The organism is Streptomyces sp. NBC_00249 (genome assembly GCF_026342355.1).
In the GTDB taxonomy this organism is placed as follows: Bacteria; Actinomycetota; Actinomycetes; order Streptomycetales; family Streptomycetaceae; genus Streptomyces.
Map to the genome: position 1 here is coordinate 210,351 of NZ_JAPEMV010000001.1, position 18,487 is coordinate 228,837.

Here is an 18,487-nt window from a genome sequence, read left to right on the forward strand (position 1 = left end):
TCGGCGGGTCAGGAGCGGCGGGCCCACTCCCGCGCCAGGAGCCGGTAGGAGTTGATGCGGGTGGCGGGGGTGGGGGTGATCGTCGTGATGAGGAGCTCGTCCGCGCCGGTGGCTTCCTGGAGGCGCTCCAGGTGGTCGGCGACCGTCTTCGGGGAGCCCACGAACTGGGTCTCCACGCGGTCCTCGACGAGGGCGTGGTCGGCCGGGGTCCAGCGGTCCGTGAGGGCCCGGGCCTCCTGCGGGGTGGGGTAGGGGATGGCGCCCTCGGCGGTGCGGATGCTGTGGACCCAGGGCGCGTATCCGGCGGCCAGTTCGCGGGCCGTCGCGTCGTCCTCGGCCACCACCACGTCGGCGGACACCGTCAGGTAGGGCCGGTCCAGTGCGGCCGACGGTTTGAAGGCGGCCCGGTAGCCCTCGGCGGCCTCCAGCACCGACGCGGGGCTGACGTGGTAGTTCGCGGCGAAGCGCAGGCCTTCCCGGCCGGCCGTCTCGGCGCTCACCCCGCCGCTGCTGCCCAGGATCCACACCTGTAGGTCGGCCCCCTCGCCGGGGACGGGGTGCGCCTCCAGGCCCTCCGGGGAGCGGTAGTCGCCGCGCAGCAGGGCCAGTACGTCGGCCACCTGTTCGGCGTAGTCCTGCGGGCGGGCCCCGGGCAGGTTCAGCAGCCGCTGCTGGAGGGCCACGCGGGGGTGCCCGAGGAGGTGGGCGAAGGAGAAGCGGGCCGGTATCCGCAGGCCGTTCGGCGTCCACCCCTCGAAGGGCGGCGCGGCGTCCGGCGCCGGCTGCGGCGGGCGGCCCGCCGAGCGGCCCAGGCCCAGGTCGAGGCGGCCCGGGTGCAGGGCGTCGATGAGGCCGAACTCCTCCACCGTGGACAGCGCGGTGCGGTGTCCGAGCTGCACGGCGCCGGAGCCGATGCGGATCGTGGAGGTGGCGGAGGCGGTCAGGGCGAGGAGCACCGCGGGTGAGGTCCCGGCGACGCCGGGGTTCAGGTGGTGCTCGGCGAACCAGTAGCGGGCGTAGCCGAACCGCTCGGTCTGCCGGGCGAGTTCGATGCTCTGGCGGAGGGCCTCGGCGGCGGTGGAGCCGGAGGTGACCGGGACGAGGTCGAGGACACCGAGGGGGATGCCGGACATGGCTCAGCTCCTTGGAGGTCGGGTCGTGCGGGTCCGGATGACGGGCGGCGGCGTCACGGGGCCGGGGCGGACGGGAGTTCGACGACAGGCCCCAGGGCTCCGCGCCGGGCTTCGGGGACGGCGAGGCCCAGGTGGTCGCGCAGGGTGCTGCCCTCGTACTCGCTGCGGAAGACCCCGCGTTCCTGGAGCAGCGGGACGACGGTGTCGGCGAAGACGTCGAGGCCGCCGGGGGTGAGGTGCGGGACGAGGATGAAACCGTCGGCGGCGTCCTGCTGCACGAGGGAGTCGATGGACGCGGCGACGGTGGCGGCGCTGCCGACGAAGGTCTGGCGGGAGGTGGTCGCGATCACGAGTTCGCGGATGGAGAGGTTCTTGGCCTCCGCCAGCTCCCGCCACTGCCGGGCCGTGGCGAGGGGGTCGCTGAACTGGCGTACGCTCGCGCGCCCCAGGGCCACGGTGTTCTCGCCCACCACGGGGTCGACGTCGGGCAGCGGGCCGTCGGGGTCGTAGCCGGACAGGTCCCGGTTCCAGACGTGTTCCAGGTATTTGACGGCCGTCTGTCCGCTGACCTGGAGGCGGCGGACCTCGTGGGCGTGCTCGTGGGCCTCGGCGTCCGTGTCCCCGAGGACGAAGGTGGCGGCGGGCAGGATCTTCAGCTGGTCGGGGGTGCGCCCGTACCGGGCGAGCCGGCCCTTGACGTCGGCGTAGAACGCGCGGCCCTCCTCCAGGGTCCCGTACCGGCCGAAGATGGCGTCGGCGCCGGAGGCCGCGAACTCCCGGCCCTCGTCGGAGTCCCCGGCCTGGAAGATCACCGGTCGGCCCTGGGGGCTGCGCGGGACGTCGAAACGGCCCTCGATGTCGAAGTGCTGCCCCTGGTGGGAGAAGGCTCCGGCGCGGGCGTCGCGCAGGAAGGTACCGGCCCGGGGGTCCGCGGCGATCTCCGAGCCGTCCCAGGAGTCGAACAGTTCGACGGCGGTGGAGAGGAACTCGCGGGCGCGGGAGTAGCGATCCTCGCGCGGCAGGAATCCGCCGCGCCGGAAGTTCTCCCCGGTGAAGGCGTCCCAGGAGGTGACGACGTTCCACGCGGCGCGGCCCTCGGAGAGGTGGTCGAGGGAGGCGAACTGGCGGGCCACCTCGTAGGGCTCGTTGAAGGTGGAGTTGATGGTGCCGGTCAGGCCGAGGCGTTCGGTGACGGCCGCGAGGGCGGCGAGGACGGTGAAGGTGTCCGGGCGGCCCACCACGTCCAGGTCGTAGATCTCGCCGCCCTGTTCGCGCAGGCGCAGTCCCTCGGCGAGGAAGAGGAAGTCGAACTTGGCGCGTTCGGCGGTCCGCGCGAAGTGGACGAACGAGTCGAAGTCGATGTGGCTGCCCGCCGCCGGGTCGCTCCACACGGTGGTGTTGTTGACGCCCGGGAAGTGGGCCGCGAGGTGGATCTGCTTGAGCGGCTTGGTGCTCATGGTTGATTCGTCCTTCCGGATCGTCGGGATCAGGCGGTCGGGCGGTCGGCCTGTCGGGCGGTGCGGGCCGTGCGGACGCTCAGGCGGTGCGGGCGCTCGCGTAGCGGTTGGCGGGACGGGGCTCCAGTCCGAGCAGTCCGCGCAGGGTGTCCGCCTCGTACGCGGTGCGGAAGAGGCCGCGGCGCTGGAGTTCGGGCACCAGGGCCCGGGTGACGGCGGGCAGGTCGTGCGCGAGTACGCCGGGCCGCAGGCGGAAGCCGTCCAGCCCCGCCGACCGGTGCTCTTCGAGGAGGTCGGCCAGCTGGGCGGGGGTCCCGGTGAACACCTCGGCGTCCTGCTCGTACGGGTGGCCGGAGAGGGCGTCGAGGCGTTCCTTGCGGGCGGCGGCCGCCGGGCCGTCCCCGTCCAGGAACACGGTCAGTTCCCCGAGGAGGCGCAGCGGTGCCAGGCCTGGTCCGGCGGCCTCCCGGGCGTGCCCGATCGCGGCGACGGCCGCGAGGGACTCGGCCCGGCCGCGGAGGCCCACGTACCCGATGTCGGCGGACCGGGCGAGGAGGCGGTACGAGGCCTCGGCGTCCCGGTGGCCGGCGGGCGCGGCGGCCGCGCTCACGAGGGGCTGTCCCTGCGGGGGGCGCGGGGTGATCGAGGGGCCCCGGACGCTGAAGTGGCGGCCCTCGAAGTCGATGTGGTGCAGTTTGTCCCGGTCCACGAAGCGGCCGGTGGCCACGTCGCGGATCTCCGCGTCGTCCTCCCAGCTGTCCCACAGCCGCCTGACCACCTCGACGTGGTCGGCGGCCTCCTCGTACCGCGCGGCGGCGGGGAGCGGGGCGGGGCGGCGGCCGAAGTGCCGTTCCTCGTGGGGTGGTCCGGCGATCCGCAGGTGCAGTCCGGCCCGGCCGCGGCTGACGTGGTCGAGGGTGGCGACGGCCTTGGAGATGTGGAAGGGCTCGGTGTGGGTGGTGGTCACGCTCGGTACGAGTCCGAGGTGCCGGGTCAGCGGAGCGACGCGGGCGGCGGTCAGTACGGCGTCCAGCCGTCCCCGGACCCGGTCCGTGCGGCCGTCCGGGCCGTCGGGCGCGGAGGACTGGAGGGAGAAGGCGTCGTCGAAGGTGACGAAGTCCAGGAGTCCGGCCTCGGCCTCGGCGACGGCGTCGGCCCAGTACCGGGCGGTGAGGAGCGCCTCCGGACGCGCCCCCGGCTCGCGCCAGGCGGCGGGATGCCGGCCGGCGCCGTCGAGGGCGACGGCGAGGTGCAGGGGTGCTCGTGCGGTGGGCGGGAGGGAAGCGGAGGAGGACGGGGGAACGGGCACGTCGGAATGCGCCTTCCTGATGGGCGTGCGGGAAGTGGTCCGGTGCGGGTGCGTGAATTCGTCCCGTCAGCGAAGCCGGCAATTCTTCTGTTCGATCGATTCCGGAATTCTTCGGAAAACGCTACGCCCGATGCCTGGCCCGTACAATGACCGCATTGTGAAGAGAACTTGGCAGATGTGTTGCCGGCCCCGCGGACGGTGTCCGCGGGGCCGGCGAGGTGCCGTGGGCACGAGGTCGGGTCACAGCCAGGGAAGCTGCTCCGGGGCGTAACGGTAGGCGCGGAACACGGAGTTCTGGGCGCCCGCGGAGGACTCCAGGCCGATGCCGTCGCCGAAGGACCGGAACTGCGGGACCACGAACTCCCAGACCACGTCACCTCCGGGGGTCACCTCGAAGAGCCGCCCGAAGGAGCCTTCGGCGACGAAGGTGTTCCCGTTGGGCAGCCGCTGGGCACTGGACATGTAGGGGCTGAAGAAGTTCTGCGGCGGGTTGTCCTCGTAGGACCACACTTCCTTTCCGGTGTGCGGGTCGAGTTCCAGGACGCGCGAGTAGGGCACCGAGGTGGTGTCGCGGTAGGTGCCGTTGTCGAAGACCAGGACGGTGCCGCCGGGCAGTTCGTGCGGGTGGTGCTGCTGGGCGAGGACGTCGGGGCCGATGCGCCAGCGTACGGAGCCGTCGGCGCGGTCGACGGACACGGTGGTGGAGGCGCTGCGGAAGCCCACGATGACCGAGCCGTCGGCCTGTTCGTTGACGGTGTTGGCCATCGGCCAGTGCTCGCGGGCGAAGTGCCGGTTCAGGGGGAGTTCTTCGGGGTCGAGGTGCTCGATGGCGGCCCAGCGCCACACCACCTCCCCGTCCCAGGTCAGTTCGTACACGACGTCGCCGTAGATGACGCCGCCCGGGGCCTCGGAGCCGGGGATGCCGCCCTGGATGCGGGCCGCGTCGGCGGGGTCCAGGGGCTCGACGGCCGTGATGAGGAGGTTGCCGTTGCGCAGGACGGAGGCGTCGTGGTGGTGGAAGGGGTGCCGGACCTCGCGCAGGACCGTGGAATCGGGGGCCAGTTCCTGGAAGATGCCGCCGTGGTAGACGTCCCAGATGGGGAAGAGGGAGGGGCCGGAGGTGTCCTTGGCCGCGTAGAAGAGGTTGCCGCCGGGGAGCAGCTGGGCCTGGCGGCCGGGCGGGTGGGGAGAGGTCCAGGTGTGGGCGGTGCGGCCCTCGATGTCGACGAGGTGGATCTCGCCGGCGCTGGTGATCGGCGTGTACAGGGTGTACCCGCCGAAGCTGCGGTCCGGGTCGTGGGCGACGAGGCCGGTGCCCCGGCGGCGGAGGGTGTTCTGATCGACGGTCATGGTGAACTCCTGTGCTGGTGGGGGTGGGTCGGTGCGGGGATCCGGGTCAGCGGCCCGCGCCGGTGACGGTGACGGCGGACGGGTCGGCGGCGGTGAGGGGGCCGGGGTCCAGGTACCGCGCCAGCGCGCCCTGGTCCGCGGCTCCGGGCAGGCCCTGGGCGGTCTTGGCCCAGGCCGCTTCCTGCGCCAGCTCCGCCAGCAGCTCCGGGGAGAGGGTCGCCCCGTAGGCGTAGCGCGGCTGGAAGGCGTCGACGTAGCCGGCCTGGAGTGCGCCCTTGGACTGGGTGAGGAGGTCCTTGCGGGCCGCCGCGGGGTCCTCGGTGATCAGGCGCTGCGCGCGCAGCAGCGTACGGACCGCGGCGGCCGTGCCCTCCGGGGTCGCGGAGGGACCGGCGACGAGGAGGGTCCTGGCGGTGTAGCCGGTGAAGGGGAGTTCGGCGTGGCGGGCGCCGAGGGCGGTGCGGGTGGCGTCGTAGAAGCTGGGGAAGGTGACCCCGGCGTCGACGTCGCCGCGGGCGAGCGCGGCGGGGACCTGGTTGGGGGCCAGGTTGACGACGGTGATGTCGGCGGCGGACAGCTGGGCCGAGGCGAGCATCCGCGACAGGGCGTACTCGACGTTCGTGCCCTGCGGGACGCCGACCTTGCGGCCCTTGAGCGCGGCGAAGGCGGTGATGCCGGTGTCGGTGCGGGTCAGCAGCCGCCAGTCGGAGAAGCGGGACAGGTCGGCGACGATCCGCAGGTCGCGCCCGCCCAGGGCGGCGGTGACGGCGGGCAGGTCGCCGACGACGCCGAGCTGGGCCTGGCCGCCGAGGACGGCGTTGAGGGCGTCGCGGCCGGTCGGCTGGGTGGTGACGGTGGCGTCGACGCCCTCGGCGGGCCACAGGGCCCGCTCCTGGGCCACGTAGACGGGCGCGCCGCCGAGGTGGTCGCCGGCCGCGACGGTGACGGCGTGGCGCCCGCCGTGGCCCCGGGCGGCCGGGTCGGCGCAGGCGGTGGCGGTGGCGGCGAGCAGGGCCGCGAGGAAGGCGGCGGCGAGGACGCGGGGACGGCGGCGGCCGGCGGGTCTGCGGGGTGCGGGGGAAGGGGGCACGGCTGGGCCTTTCAGGACGGTCGGGGGAAGCGGAGGCGGAGGCGGAGGGTCAGGGGGCGCCGAGGTGGGCTGCGATCCGGGCGCGCAGGGCGGGGTCGGGCGGTCCGGCGGGTACGGGGTGGTCGGCCAGCACCCGTCCGGGCGGGCCGCCGAGGACGACGACCCGTTCGGCGAGGGCCAGCGCCTCGTCGATGTCGTGGGTGACGAACAGGACGGTGGTTCCCCGGCGTTGCCACAGCTCCCGCAGCAAGCTCTGCATCCGGGTGCGGGTCAGGGCGTCGAGCGCCCCGAACGGCTCGTCCATCAGCAGCACTTCGGGCTCGGCCGCCAGCGCGCGGGCCAGGGCGACGCGCTGCTGCATGCCGCCCGAGAGCTGGGCCGGGTACTTCTCGGCCCCGTCGGCCAGTCCGACCTCTTCCAGTGCGGCGAGGGCGCGCCGGCGCCGTTCGACCCGGGGCAGGCCGAGCCGTTTCAGGGCGAACTCGACGTTGCCGCGGGCGGTGCGCCACGGGAACAGCGCGTAGTGCTGGAAGACCACGCCCCGCTCCGGGCCCGGTCCGCGCACCGGCACCGAACCGGCCGTCACCTGCCCGGAGGTGGGCCGTACGAAGCCGGCGACGGCGCCGAGCACGGTGGACTTGCCGCAGCCGCTCGGCCCCAGGAGCGCCGTGAAGGACCCTGCGGGCAGCTCCAGTTCGGTGCGTTCCAGTACGGGCGCGGACCCGTACGTCACGCGGAGCCCTTCGAGGCGTACGTCCAGGCTCATGAGGTGCTCCAGTGGGCGAAGCGGCGGCCGATCGAGGCCAGGGCGAGGTCGACCGCCACTCCGAGCAGCCCGAGGACGAGCAGCCCCGCGAACATCCGGTCGACGCGCAGGAACTGGCCGTCCACCTGGAGGCGGTACGCCAACCCGCTGTCGGCGCCGCCCAGTTCCGCCGCGACCAGCGCGAGCAGCGCCACCGAGGCGCCGTAGCGCAGGGCCGCGAGGACGGCGGGCGCGGCGGCGGGCAGCAGCACCTCGGTGAACCGCCGGTGCAGCGGTGCTCCGAGCGAGCGGGCGGCGCGCAGGTGGCTGGCCGGGACCCGGGACACCCCGTCGTGGACGTAGAGCCAGACGGCGAGCAGGACGGCGTAGGCGATGAGCAGCCGTTTGGCGCTCTCGCCGATGCCGAACCAGGCGGTGGCGAGCGGCACCAGGGCGATGGCGGGGATGGGGCGCAGGAAGGAGACGGCGGGGGTGACGGCCGCGGACACCTTGGGCAGGTAGCCGGTGGTGAATCCGAGGGCGGCGCCGAGGAGTGCGCCGAGGGCGAAGCCCTGTCCGGCCCGGGCGAGGCTGGCGCCGAGGTCGGCGGCCAGTACGCCGCTGCGGGCGCTGTCCGCCAGGGCGGCCGCCGTCTGGGCGGGGGTGGGGAGCAGTCCGGGTGCCACCGCGCCGGAGCGGGCCAGCAGGTACCACAGCGCGAGCACGGCGGCGGCGGTGCCGAGGGCCGGTCCTGCCCGGCCGAGGAGCCGGCCGGGCGGTGAGGGGGTGGCGTGCACGGGTCTGCTCCCTGGGCGTGGTCGGGCGGGGGTTGTCTGTTCCTTCACTCGTCCACCTGACGGGGATAAGTGAGGTCAATAATTGACCACGCTTATGACGGGAGTGTTGCAGCGGTGCGAAACCTCTCCGGGGGCCCCGGGAGCGCCGGAAGGCGATGGGGTACGTTCACGTGCGTGTCACGATCCGAACCCACGCCCGAGGCGATCGAGGTCGGGCGGGTGATCCGGGGCTGCCGCAAACAGCGCGGCGTCTCCATGGCCGTACTCGCCACCCGTTCGGGCCTCTCCCAGCCCTTCCTCAGCCAGCTGGAGCGCGGGCTCGCCACGCCCAGCCTCAGCTCCATCTACCGGATCGCCGAGGCGCTGGACGTCACCCCCGGCACCTTCCTGCGGCCCCCCGAACGGCCGGGCGCGGTCAGCCACGAGAGCGACCCGCAGGTGATCCGGGTGAACGAGGCCGCGGGCCAGCTCGCGCGGGTGCTCATCCCGGGCGGACGCAGCTCCCTGATGGAGGCGTACGAGCACCACTTCGAGCCCGGCCAGGGCGAACGGGGCTGGTTCGAACACCCCGGCGAGGACTTCCTGTACGTCCTGGAGGGCGAGGTCGTCCTGGAGGTGGAGGGCGAGGAGCCGTTGACCCTGCGGGCGGGCCAGAGCGCGCACCACCGCGGTGAAGTCCCGCACCGCTGCCGCCTGTCGGGCCCGGACGCGGCGCGGACGCTCCTCGTCATCGCCTGTCCGTGACACGCCGGTGGTCAGGTGAATGCCCGGGCTCAGGGCCCCGGGGGCGGTGTGATCCTGCTTCGACGTTCCGTCATCTACCTTGGAGTGACATGCGCATTCGAACCGCGATCGCCGCCACCGTCCTGGCCGCGGCCGGCATCCTGGGCGCCTCTGGTGCCGCCGTCGCCGACGCCCACGCCGAGGGGCTGGCCGTCGGCTCCCCCGGCGTCCTGTCCGGCAACGTCATCCAGGCGCCCATCCACATTCCGATCAACGTGTGCGGCAACAGCGTCAACATCATCGGCCTGCTCAACCCGACGCTCGGCAACGTCTGCGTCAACACCTGATCCCAGGACGGCTGAAGCCGGCCGCCGTCCCGCCCCGGAGCACCTCTCCGGGCGGGACGGCGGCCGGCCCGCCGGGCGGGGCTCAGCGGCCGAGCAGCGAGCGCAGGTGCACCCCGTACCGGGTGCGCAGGCGCCGGATCTCCCACAGGGACAGGGCCGTCACCGACAGCGGGGCGCCGAGCGAGAAGGCGTAGAGCACGACGGGCGGTGCGGCCACGTCCGGGCCGTCGAAGAGCTGGAAGCAGTACAGGGACCAGACGAGCAGCGGCGCGATCAGGGCCGGCAGCAGCTCGTGCACCTCCCCCGTGCGGAAGCCGGAGTTCAGGCCGGTGACGGCGGCGGCCAGGGTGAAGAGCACGGCCGCGACGAGGGCGGCGGCGCAGGCGATGGTGGCCAGTACGAACAGCAGGCCGATCAGCAGTCCGGTGAAGATCGTGCCCAGGAAGCTGCCGAAGAGGCCGAAGGTGATGTCGTGCGGGCCGATCTCCACCATGTCGTTGAAGTCCCCGCGCAGGACGGCCCACAGCAGCCAGACCACCCCGGCGCCGAGCGGCAGCGCCCCGAGCGCCGTCAGCGGGCCGCCGAGGCGGCGCGCGTACATGCCCCGCAGGGGCGGCCGGGCCGACAGGACGCAGACGCCGACGCCGATCACGGCGGCCGCCACGACGATGGCGCAGCCGATGAGCAGCTCCTCCAGCTTGCCGAGCACGAAGTCCTGGCGCCCCTCGCGCAGGGGGTAGGCCAGCAGGAGCCAGAGGGTGGCCACCAGCCCCAGGCCCGTGCGGACGCGCTGCATCACGGCGATGACCGGGTCCTCGATGCGGTCCCCGGCGGCGGTGCCGGTCAGGGCCCGGGCCGCCGACAGAGGGTTGGGCAGGGCGCTCGCCTGCGCGGTCAGACGCTGACGGTTGGTCAATTCGATCTCTCCGGAAGGTGATTCGCGTACGCCCGAGGGTCCGGCATCGTCACCGGACCTGGTCACCGGGCGCGCGCCAGCCCATTTGACCATGCCCACATCACGATTATCGTCATAGAGACGAGAATGAGGGTGTGATCCACCTCACGCGGAACGGACCGCAGGACGGACCGCAGGCCGTCAGACGGCTCCGCGACGCAGGGCGGAGGACCGGATCCTGACGCGCAGGTAGAGGTCTCCCGTGGAACCGGACATGGCGCCCGCGTCGCCCTTCCCGGTGACCCGGATGCGGTCCCCCTGCTTCACACCGCCCCGCACCGCCACCTTGAACCTCTCCCGGGTGAGCGCCACACCGCGCCCCTCGCAGCCCGGGCAGGGGGTCGGGGTGACCGAGCCCAGCCCCAGGCAGCCCAGGCAGTGGTCCAGTCCCCGTACGTGGCCGGCGCCGCGGCAGGGCTCGCAGCGGTACCAGGCGACGGTGCGCAGCCGTTCGGCGGGGACGCCCCCGCCGCCGCACTGCCCGCAGGTGACGTAGCGCGCGGCGGTGACCTCCCGGACCGCCCCGGTGAGGGCCGCCCGGGGCCACAGCCGGAGCTCCTGCTCCCGGTCCGCCCCGGGCCGGTGCGGGGTCGGCGGGCGCAGCTGGAGGAAACGGCGGCGGGCGCGCAGGGCGCGCCGGTACTCCGGGCCGTCGTCCACGGTGGTCGCCGAGGTGGCGACCTTGGCCCCGCGGAAGGTGACGGTCAGATACAGGTCGCCCGGCAGCCCGCCGTGGCGCCCGGGCTCGCCCTTGCCGGTGACGCGCAGCCGCTGCCCCTCGGCGACCCCGGCGGGGACGCGCACGTCCACGGTGCAGGGGACCCGGCCCGCGTCGCAGGCGGGGCAGGGGGTGCGGGGCAGTGCCGTACGGCCGTCGCAGGCCGGGCAGATGCCCCGGCTGCCGGCGCGGAAGCCGGTGAGGCAGCCGGCGGGGCAGCGCCGTGCGGGGCCGCTGTCGGGGGCGGCGCCCGTGCCCCCGCAGCCGAAGCAGGGCTGGTCGACGGTCATCCGGGTGACCGTGCCTCGGGTGGCCTCGTCGGTGCCGAGGGGCAGGACGAGCGTACGGTCCGGCCCGCGCCCGGGGGCGGTGCCCGTGCCGTCGGCGAACAGGTGGCGGCCCAGGGCGCGTTCCCGCCACAGCAGCCGCAGGTCCTGGCGGGACAGGCCCGTCGGGGTGCTGCGCTGCAGGGCGGTCAGGACGCGCGGCGGCCGGGCGGCTGCCCCGGGGCCGTCGTCCCGCTGTCCGGTGCGGGGCTCCCAGGGCGGCGCGCCGACGCGGGTCCGGGCCGTCCGGTCCTGGGCTCTTGTCCTCGTACGGGTCGTCGTGCGCGCCTGCCGCTCCCCGCGCCGCGCCCCTTTCCCGGCGTCGAGCTGCTGGAGCCGCTGGATGCGCGCGACGATGTCGGCCGCGATGTCCCTCGGCAGCCACGGCTCCCCCACCGGTACGGTCACGTCCTGCGGCCCGGCGGCGCTCCGCCGACCGTCGATCCGCCGCAGCAGGTCCGTCAGCGAGGGGCGGGCGTGCGGCGTGGGGTCGAGGCAGGCCAGGACCAGCGACCTCTGGTGCGGTTCGAGGGAGCCGAGCAGCGGCGCGCTGTTCACCGTGCTGGGCCCGTACGCGTGGTGGCCCGTGCCCGCGTACGCCAGGACGGCGCCCAGTGCGAAGACGTCCGAGGCGGGGGTCGCCTCGTGGCCGAGCTGGCGTTCGGGCGCCATGTAGCGCAGCGTGCCGATGGCTCCGCCCCGGGTGAGGCCGCTCTCGTCGGCCGCGCGGGCGATGCCGAAGTCGATCAGCCACGGCCGGGTCTGGTCGAGCAGCACGTTGCCCGGGGTGAGGTCACGGTGGATCACCCCGGCGCGGTGCACGCCGTGCAGGGCCTCCGTCAGCCCCCGCGCGAGCAGCCACCAGCTGTACCCGGGCAGCGGCCCGTGCTCGGCGACGGCCTGCCCCAGGTTCGGTCCGGCCACGTACGCGGCCGCCAGCCAGGGCACGTCCGCGTGCGGGTCCGCCGCCAGGACGGGCACCACGCCGGGGCCGCGCACCTTCCACGCCGCCCGCACCTCGCGGGCGAAGCGCTCGCGGTGCACGCGGTCGCCCGCGAGCGCCGGATGCACCACCTTGACCGCGAAGTGCTGCTGCCCGCCCTCGTCGCGGGCCAGGTAGACCCGGCCCATGCCACCCGCGCCGAGCCTGCGCACCACCTGGTATCCGCCGACCTCGCGCGGATCCTGCGGCTCCAAGTCCTCCACGTACCCCCCGTTCACCCCGGGCCGCGTGGTGACGCGGCGTCAAGCGACTGCACAGCGTAGCCGCAGCGCTCCGGGCGCCGGAGAGGGGTCCGTCCAGTCTGCCTGACGCCGTTCTACGGGGCCGTCGTGGCCTGCGGCGCGGGGGCCGGGTGGCGCCAGGACAGGGCGACGACGGCCAGGCCGCCGCAGCACACGAACACGTCGGCGAGGTTGAAGGTGGGCCACCAGCCGGTGTGCAGGTAGTCCGTCACCGCGCCGTGGGCCGCACGGTCGACCAGGTTCGCGGCGGCGCCCGCGAGGACCACGGCGAGCGCCGCGGCCGTGGCCTGCGAGCGGGCCGCCGTACGCCAGGCGAGGACGGCGAGCGCGGCGGTGATCAGGCCGGTGAAGCCGATCACCGTCCAGGCGGGGAGTTCGGCCCCCATGGAGAAGGCGACTCCGGAGTTGTGGGCCAGGCGCAGTTGGGCGAATCCGGGACCGACCGGCGCCTGGGCGAGCGCGTCCTCGGCCCAGGCCTTCAGGGCGAGGTCGGCCGCGGCGAGGGCGGCGGCGCCCAGCGCGAGGACGGTGCGCCACCGGGCCGGGGAGGTGATCAGGTACATGGCGGCATTCTGCAACACGCCCCGGTGGGGCGGGATCCGCCTCGGGGCTGATCCACTTCCGCCCGCGGTGGTGACGTAGATCACGTGCAACGCGGCGGGGGCTGCGGACACTACCGGGCGTGGACCACCAACTGTTCGCGGACCTCTACGACGCCCATGCCCGGGCCGTGTACGCGCATGCCTTCCGCATGACCGCCGACCGTGCCGGGGCCGAGGACGTCGTGTCCCTCACCTTCCTCGAGGCTTGGCGCCTGCGCGGCACCCTCGACACCGTCACCAGCCATCGGGGATGGCTCCTCGGCATCGCCACGAACGTCATGCGCAACACCCGCCGGACGGCGCGCCGCCACCGGGTGGCGATGTCGAGGCTGCCCCCGCCCGCCGCCGTGCCCGACCCGGCGGACGCGGTCGTCTCCCGCATCACGGACACGGCCCGGGCCGCCGCGGCGCTCGCCGTCCTGGACCGGCTGCGCCGGGCGGACCGTGAGGCGATCCTGCTGCACGTGTGGTCGGGCCTCAGCCACGACGAGGTGGCGCGGGCGTGCGGCGTGCCCGTGGGCACCGTGCGCTCGCGGCTGTCCCGGGCCCGCGCCCGCCTGCGCGAGCTCACCGCCGCCCGGCTCGCCGAAGCCCGCCGAAGCCCCGAAGGCCCGGCGCCGACCCCCGCCCCGGCCCCCCGTACCGCCCGGAAGGGAACCCTGTGAACTCCGCCGACCACCCCCGCACCGGCCCGTCCGAGGACGCGCAGACCCTCCGGAGCCTGCCCGGGCTCGACGACACGGACCTGCCCTTCCCCGGGCACCACCGCCTGAGGGAGCACCTGATGCGCGAAGCGGCCGCCGACGGGGCCTCCCCCGCCCGCGCCCGGCCGCGCCGCGCCCTGGTCCTGGCCCTCTCCGCCGCGGCCGCCGTCGCGGCGACGGCCGTCGCCGTCGGCCTCGGAGCGGGCGGGCCCGGCGGACACCCGTCGGCGGCGCCGCCCCAGCCGGACGCCGTACGGCTCCTGGACCGCGTAGCCCTCGCGGCGCAGCGGGAACCGGCCCCTGCCGTCCGCGACGACCAGTTCCTGTACACGCGGACGACCGGGCACTCCACCACCTTGACCGAGACCCCGGGCGGAGGGATGGAGGCTTCGCCCTCGGACGCGTCCGCCGAGCGGTGGGTGTCCGTCGACGGATCGGCCGGCACCCTCGCGCGCACCGCGAGCGGCGACTGGACCGCTCCCGTGAACGGCAAGGCCGAACCCACCCTGAACGGCCCCACCTACCGGTTCCTGGAATCCCTCCCGACCGACCCCGCCCGGCTGTTGGAGGTGATCTACGCCGACACCCGCCCGAACCACGGCGCCGGCACCGGTTCCACCACCGGCCCCGATCAGGGAGCCTTCGTCACGATCGGCGACCTGCTGCGGAGCATGGAGGCCCCGCCCGGTGTGAGCGCGGCCCTCTACCGGGCGGCCGCCCGCATCCCCGGAGTCGTCCTCGTCCCCGAGGCGACCGACGCCGCCGGACGGACGGGCGTCGCGGTCGCCCGCGTCCACAAGGGCGAGCGCACCGAATGGATCTTCGACAGGGACAGTCTGCGCCTGCTCGGCGAACGCACCGTGACCCTGCGGGACAGTGCCTGGGGGAAGGCAGGGACGGCCGTGACCTCGGTGGCCATCACCGGACGCGGCGTCACCGACCGGGCCGGCCAGCCGCCGAAGGGGTAGGCCACCCCCGGGTCGGGGCTGCGCCCGCCGTCGAGGATGATGCGGGCATGACTGATCAGGTTCCTGCCGTGGCCCCGGGGCGGGCGGTCGAGGAGCCCTGGCTGTCCGCGCTCGTCGGCGGTCCGGACACGGCGGGTCCCTTCACCGTGGGCGGCGCCCGCGTCCTGCTCGGCCCGGCCGGGACGGCGGTCGTCGTGGAGGCGGGCGACGTACCGTCCCGGAGCGGCGTGTGGAACGCGGTGGAGGTCCGACTGCTCGGCCCGGCGCCGGCACCGGTCACCGAGCGCCTCCTCGGGGCGCCCTGGGGTACGGACGCCCGGGCGTTGCCGGTCCACGTCGCGGTCCGCACCGGGGCGGAGCTCCTGTACCTGGGCACCGCCCGGGTGAGCCGGGGCGGAACCGCCGACGGCGTGCTCACCGACTGTGCGCTGCTCCTGGCGACCCCCCTCGGCAGGGACCTCCTCGACCGGGTGCGGCCGCCGCTGCCCCCGGTGGGCCTGCCGGGGCTGGGGTGGCTCGGCCATGTCGACGGTGACCGCGCGAAGGCCCTGGAGGAGTTCCTCACCGGCTGGTACCCCGCCGTCCCCGCCGCCCCCCGCGCCCCCGGACCGCCCGCCACCGGATCCGCCGTGCCCCTGCCCGACGGGCTGAGGCAGCTCCACCGGCTCGCACGGCACCGGCCGGCCGTCCTCGGGGGCCAGAACCGCATCCTGCCCCCGCCGGAGGTGCACACCGACGCGCTCGGGGAGATGCTCGTCTTCGGCGTCGAGAACCAGGGCGGCTTCTTCTGGTCGCTGCTGTGGACGCTGGACGGGCCCGAGGCCGATCCGACCGTCTGGTTCCGCGAGCCCGGCGAGCCGCCGGTCGCCGAACAGGAACCGCTGAGCGGCTTCCTGCTCCAGTTCTCCCTCTTCGAGGCGTCCATGACGGCCGACTACCTGGCCCTGCCCCGGCGCCTGACCGCCGACCGGGCCGAGCAGTTGACCCGCGCCCTGCACCCCGTACCGCTGCGCCCCTTCTGGCCCTGGGTCCCCACCCGCTTCTACGTGGCCCCCGGGCTCGTCGTGCAGGTCGGCACCGAGGACGGGGAGGAGTTCGAGGTCTGGGCCGGCGCGAGCCACCGCGGCGCCCTGGCCCCGCTGGCCGGCCTCGCCGTCGACTGGCGCCGCTTCGACGGCTGACCGCGCCCGACAGGGTGCTGCCTGCGGCGCGGCGCGGACCGTTCGGTGCCCGGTGGCCCTAGCCTCGCTGGCATGGCTGAGATGTTCGACCACACTCCGAGCGTCTGGACCGCCGGGCGCCTTCGTGAAGCACTGGCGGGCCTGGCGGACGACACCCCGATCCACATCGGAGTCTGTGACGCCCCGGGCGACTTCGAAGGGTACGGCGAGTACGTACTCGTGGACGCGGAACCGGTGGAGCTGGACACCGACGACGCGTCGGGGCCGCCCGCCGTGCAGTTCACCCTCTTCGCCGACGCCACCGCCGGCGCGTACCACCTCGACGCCGACTGACGGGCCTTCGACGGCGGCGGCCGCGGCGCGGCCGCGCCGTCAGATCGCCTTGTTCCGCTGGAGCCAGACGAAGGCCAGCCAGCCGGGCAGGACCGGCAGCCAGAAGGTCAGCAGCCGGAACAGCAGGACCGGTGCGATCGCGCTGCCCTCGGGCATCCCGGTGATCTTCTCCAGGGCGAAGGCCAGCGCGGCCTCCACGCCCCCGACACCGCCCGGCGTCGGGACGGCGGAGCCGACGGCGACCCCGACGAGGTTGGCGACCGCGACGGCCGCGAAGTCGGGGTGCTGGCCGAAGGCGAGCGCGCAGCAGTACAGGCAGGCCACGGACATCAGGGAGATCAGCAGCTGCCCCACGACGCCCGCCGTGAGCTTGAGCGGGTCGCGCAGCAGGTCCAAGAGCCTGGGGAGCACGTCGCTCAGCAGCGGGCGCAGCCGCACGGCCAGCCACCGCCGCGCCACGGGCAGCGCCAGGACGGCGGCGACCAGGACGGCGAGCACCAGGAAGCAGCTCGTGAGGGTGGCGCCGGAGGGCAGCGGGGAGTCGTACGTACTGCTGGCGAGCCAGGTGAAGAGGACCACCAGCAGCGTGTGCAGGATCAGGCCGGCGGCCTGGGTGACGCCGATGCTGGACAGTGCCAGCGGCGTCGGGATCCCGGCGCACTGCAGGAAGCGCACGTTGAGGGCGAGCCCGCCGAGGCCGCTGGGCGAGACGAGGTTGACGAAGGATCCGGCGACCTGCGCGAGCCCGGCCCGGCCGAGCCTGAGGCGTTCGGGGACGAAGCCGGCGAAGCCCACGGTGGCCGCCAGGTAGCTCGCCGCGGAGGCGAGGGCCCCGAGGGCCACCCAGCCGGGGCGCGCCTGGGCGACGACGGCGAGGGGGTTCCCGTCGTCGCTGGAGAGCTGGAGCAGGAAGGCGTAACCGGCGGCGGCGCCGCCGAGCAGGGTGATCAGCGTGCGGGGGCGGACGCGTTCGAGTTTCTCCGGCTCGGCCTCCGCCTGCGGGCGGGTGCGCAGGATCTCCTCACGGAGCTGGGCGAGCAGGTCGGGTACGGGACGCCGGGCCGGGGTGGTGTCCGCCGGGCGGGGCCGTTTGCGAAGGCCCTTGAGGGCGGCGCGCGTGCGCCGGGACAGGGCGAGGGGCTGGAGCAGGGGCAGGGCCGTGGCGGTCCGGTCCGCGCCGATGACCTCGGCCGCGGCGGCGACCGCGCGGTGCGGGCCGACGCGCAGGGCGGTGGTGGTCAGCAGTTGGGCGATGTCGATGCGCAGGAGCAGTTCCCCGGCGGCGATCTCGCCGCCTTCCAGACCGACGAGGTGGACCCGGCCCCGGCCGTCCACGAGCAGGGACTCCGCGACCAGGGCGCGGTGGGCTATCTGACGGCGGTGCAGCAGGGCCGTCTGGGTCCAGACGGCGCGCAGCAGGCCGTCGGTGAGTTCGTCGTCCGCCAGCTCGTCGAGTCCGCGGCCGTCGAGGTGCTCGTACACGGTGAGGGCGGCGTCGGGTCCCAGGTCGGCGGTGGCGAGGATGCTGCGGGTGCGTACCCCGGCGGCCCGGGCGGCGTAGGCCAGCAGGGCTTCGCGTTCGAGGAGGGCGCGCAGGGGCTGGAGGCCTCTGGTCCGGGGGGCCGTGCGTATCCGTACGCGCTGCCAGACCTGGTGGACGAAGCCCGAGGCCCGGTCCTGGACGTCCACCACGACGACGTCGAGGTCCGGCCGGCCGTCGTGCTGGCCGACCAGGTAGCGGCGGCGGGTGTCGTGCGCGGGCCCGCCCGCGGCCCGGTGCGCCCGGGCGGGTGCCAGCCCGGACCGGGCCAGGCTGTCGAACAGGTCCTGGCCGGTCGTACGACCCGTCGGGCTGCCCAGGGCGTACCTCGTGCCGTGCCCGAGCGTCCATCCGGTCAGCACGGCCAGCGCGAGGTCCAGGACGCGGGTGTCGCCGGAGGTCAGCGCCAGGAAGGGGTACACGGCCAGCGCGGCGGCGGCCGCCGCCCGCCAGCGCGGCCGCCGGGCCAGCCCGGTCGCGGTGACGAAGGCGAACACGGCGGTCACGAAGGGCAGTGCGGGCCGCTGCGGGACGAGCAGGAGCATGAGCTCGCCGGCCCCGTGGGCGAGGACGGCCGCGACCGCACCGGCGGCGATCCGCCGGATCCGGCGGCGGAGCAGCGCGTGCGCCGTGAATGCGGCCAGCAGCAGGGCCGGCGCGAGGGCGGCGGCGTGCCGGGCGGCGGCCAGGAGCAGGGGTGGCACGCTGTCGCCGCCGTGGGCCATGTCGGAGTCGAGGCCGTCCATGGTCGCGTGGGCGGTGCCCGCCAGGAGGGACACGACCGCCATTAGGGCCGCGCCGAGCAGGACGCGAACCAACGCCTCGGGGCGGCGGGCCCGTACGGGGAGGACCAGCTCGTCGGGGCGTACGGCGGCGGACCGCGGCGGCTGCGCCGCGGAGGGCTGGGGCACCGCGGGCACCTCGGGCGGCTCGGGCGGCTCGGGCAGTGGACCGTCGGGCCGAG

The 18,487-nt window shown here is 75.0% G+C and carries 17 protein-coding genes; 6 read left to right on the forward strand and 11 right to left on the reverse strand.

What is annotated here, in order from left to right; translation table 11 throughout:
* Window positions 1-8 precede the first annotated feature (8 nt).
* From OOK31_RS01005 to OOK31_RS01035, 7 genes are all read right to left on the reverse strand, one after another.
* Window positions 9-1,133, reverse strand: coding sequence for an LLM class flavin-dependent oxidoreductase (locus OOK31_RS01005; RefSeq protein ID WP_267010377.1), 1,125 nt, complete (start codon window positions 1,131-1,133; stop codon window positions 9-11).
* A gap of 53 nt (window positions 1,134-1,186) precedes the next feature.
* The gene (locus tag OOK31_RS01010) at window positions 1,187-2,590 is read right to left on the reverse strand and encodes an NtaA/DmoA family FMN-dependent monooxygenase (RefSeq protein ID WP_267010378.1); all 1,404 of its coding nucleotides are present in this window, start codon (window positions 2,588-2,590) and stop codon (window positions 1,187-1,189) included.
* A gap of 79 nt (window positions 2,591-2,669) precedes the next feature.
* Entirely contained in the window at window positions 2,670-3,899 is a 1,230-nt protein-coding gene (locus tag OOK31_RS01015) for an LLM class flavin-dependent oxidoreductase (protein ID WP_267010379.1), read from the reverse strand.
* A gap of 240 nt (window positions 3,900-4,139) precedes the next feature.
* On the reverse strand, window positions 4,140-5,249 hold the full coding sequence (locus OOK31_RS01020) for an aryl-sulfate sulfotransferase (protein ID WP_267010380.1): 1,110 nt from the start codon (window positions 5,247-5,249) through the stop codon (window positions 4,140-4,142).
* A gap of 46 nt (window positions 5,250-5,295) precedes the next feature.
* Complete coding sequence (locus OOK31_RS01025; protein WP_267010381.1) at window positions 5,296-6,339, reverse strand: ABC transporter substrate-binding protein; 1,044 nt, start codon at window positions 6,337-6,339, stop codon at window positions 5,296-5,298.
* A gap of 49 nt (window positions 6,340-6,388) precedes the next feature.
* Window positions 6,389-7,105 (reverse strand): ABC transporter ATP-binding protein, encoded by a 717-nt coding sequence (locus OOK31_RS01030; protein WP_267010382.1) that lies wholly within the window; start codon window positions 7,103-7,105, stop codon window positions 6,389-6,391.
* Window positions 7,102-7,881 carry an ABC transporter permease gene (locus OOK31_RS01035; protein WP_267010383.1) on the reverse strand — a complete coding sequence of 260 codons (780 nt, stop codon included), beginning with the start codon at window positions 7,879-7,881 and terminating at the stop codon, window positions 7,102-7,104. The genes OOK31_RS01030 and OOK31_RS01035 overlap by 4 nt, the downstream gene beginning before the upstream one ends.
* Window positions 7,882-8,055: 174 nt before the next feature.
* Between OOK31_RS01035 and OOK31_RS01040 the strand changes: the two genes are divergently transcribed.
* Together OOK31_RS01040 and OOK31_RS01045 are read left to right on the forward strand one after the other, a co-directional pair.
* Entirely contained in the window at window positions 8,056-8,625 is a 570-nt protein-coding gene (locus tag OOK31_RS01040) for a helix-turn-helix domain-containing protein (protein ID WP_267010384.1), read from the forward strand.
* 89 nt (window positions 8,626-8,714) lie between these two features.
* Window positions 8,715-8,951 carry a chaplin gene (locus OOK31_RS01045; RefSeq protein ID WP_267010385.1) on the forward strand — a complete coding sequence of 79 codons (237 nt, stop codon included), beginning with the start codon at window positions 8,715-8,717 and terminating at the stop codon, window positions 8,949-8,951.
* 82 nt (window positions 8,952-9,033) lie between these two features.
* On the opposite strand, the gene OOK31_RS01050 is transcribed toward OOK31_RS01045, so the two are convergent.
* The 3 genes from OOK31_RS01050 to lspA form a co-directional block, all read right to left on the reverse strand.
* Window positions 9,034-9,867, reverse strand: coding sequence for a hypothetical protein (locus tag OOK31_RS01050; RefSeq protein ID WP_267010386.1), 834 nt, complete (start codon window positions 9,865-9,867; stop codon window positions 9,034-9,036).
* A gap of 180 nt (window positions 9,868-10,047) precedes the next feature.
* Complete coding sequence (locus tag OOK31_RS01055; RefSeq protein WP_267010387.1) at window positions 10,048-12,156, reverse strand: DnaJ C-terminal domain-containing protein; 2,109 nt, start codon at window positions 12,154-12,156, stop codon at window positions 10,048-10,050.
* A gap of 113 nt (window positions 12,157-12,269) precedes the next feature.
* On the reverse strand, window positions 12,270-12,758 hold the full coding sequence (gene lspA, locus OOK31_RS01060) for a signal peptidase II (protein WP_267010388.1): 489 nt from the start codon (window positions 12,756-12,758) through the stop codon (window positions 12,270-12,272).
* A gap of 119 nt (window positions 12,759-12,877) precedes the next feature.
* On the opposite strand from lspA, the gene OOK31_RS01065 reads away from it, so the two are divergent.
* The 4 genes from OOK31_RS01065 to OOK31_RS01080 all read left to right on the forward strand — a co-directional run bounded on the left by OOK31_RS01065 (window position 12,878) and on the right by OOK31_RS01080 (window position 15,983).
* Window positions 12,878-13,462: an RNA polymerase sigma factor gene (locus OOK31_RS01065; RefSeq protein WP_267010389.1), complete on the forward strand. Its 585-nt coding sequence runs from the start codon at window positions 12,878-12,880 to the stop codon at window positions 13,460-13,462.
* Window positions 13,459-14,469: a CU044_5270 family protein gene (locus tag OOK31_RS01070; protein ID WP_267010390.1), complete on the forward strand. Its 1,011-nt coding sequence runs from the start codon at window positions 13,459-13,461 to the stop codon at window positions 14,467-14,469. Before OOK31_RS01065 ends, OOK31_RS01070 begins: the two co-directional genes overlap by 4 nt.
* A 47-nt stretch (window positions 14,470-14,516) precedes the next feature.
* The gene (locus OOK31_RS01075; protein ID WP_267010391.1) at window positions 14,517-15,650 is read left to right on the forward strand and encodes a hypothetical protein; all 1,134 of its coding nucleotides are present in this window, start codon (window positions 14,517-14,519) and stop codon (window positions 15,648-15,650) included.
* Window positions 15,651-15,722: 72 nt separating this feature from the next.
* Window positions 15,723-15,983: a DUF6225 family protein gene (locus tag OOK31_RS01080; RefSeq protein ID WP_267010392.1), complete on the forward strand. Its 261-nt coding sequence runs from the start codon at window positions 15,723-15,725 to the stop codon at window positions 15,981-15,983.
* Window positions 15,984-16,022: 39 nt separating this feature from the next.
* Here the strand turns inward: OOK31_RS01080 and OOK31_RS01085 are convergent, their stop codons facing one another.
* Window positions 16,023-18,434 (reverse strand): lysylphosphatidylglycerol synthase transmembrane domain-containing protein, encoded by a 2,412-nt coding sequence (locus OOK31_RS01085; RefSeq protein ID WP_267010393.1) that lies wholly within the window; start codon window positions 18,432-18,434, stop codon window positions 16,023-16,025.
* Window positions 18,435-18,487 lie beyond the last annotated feature (53 nt).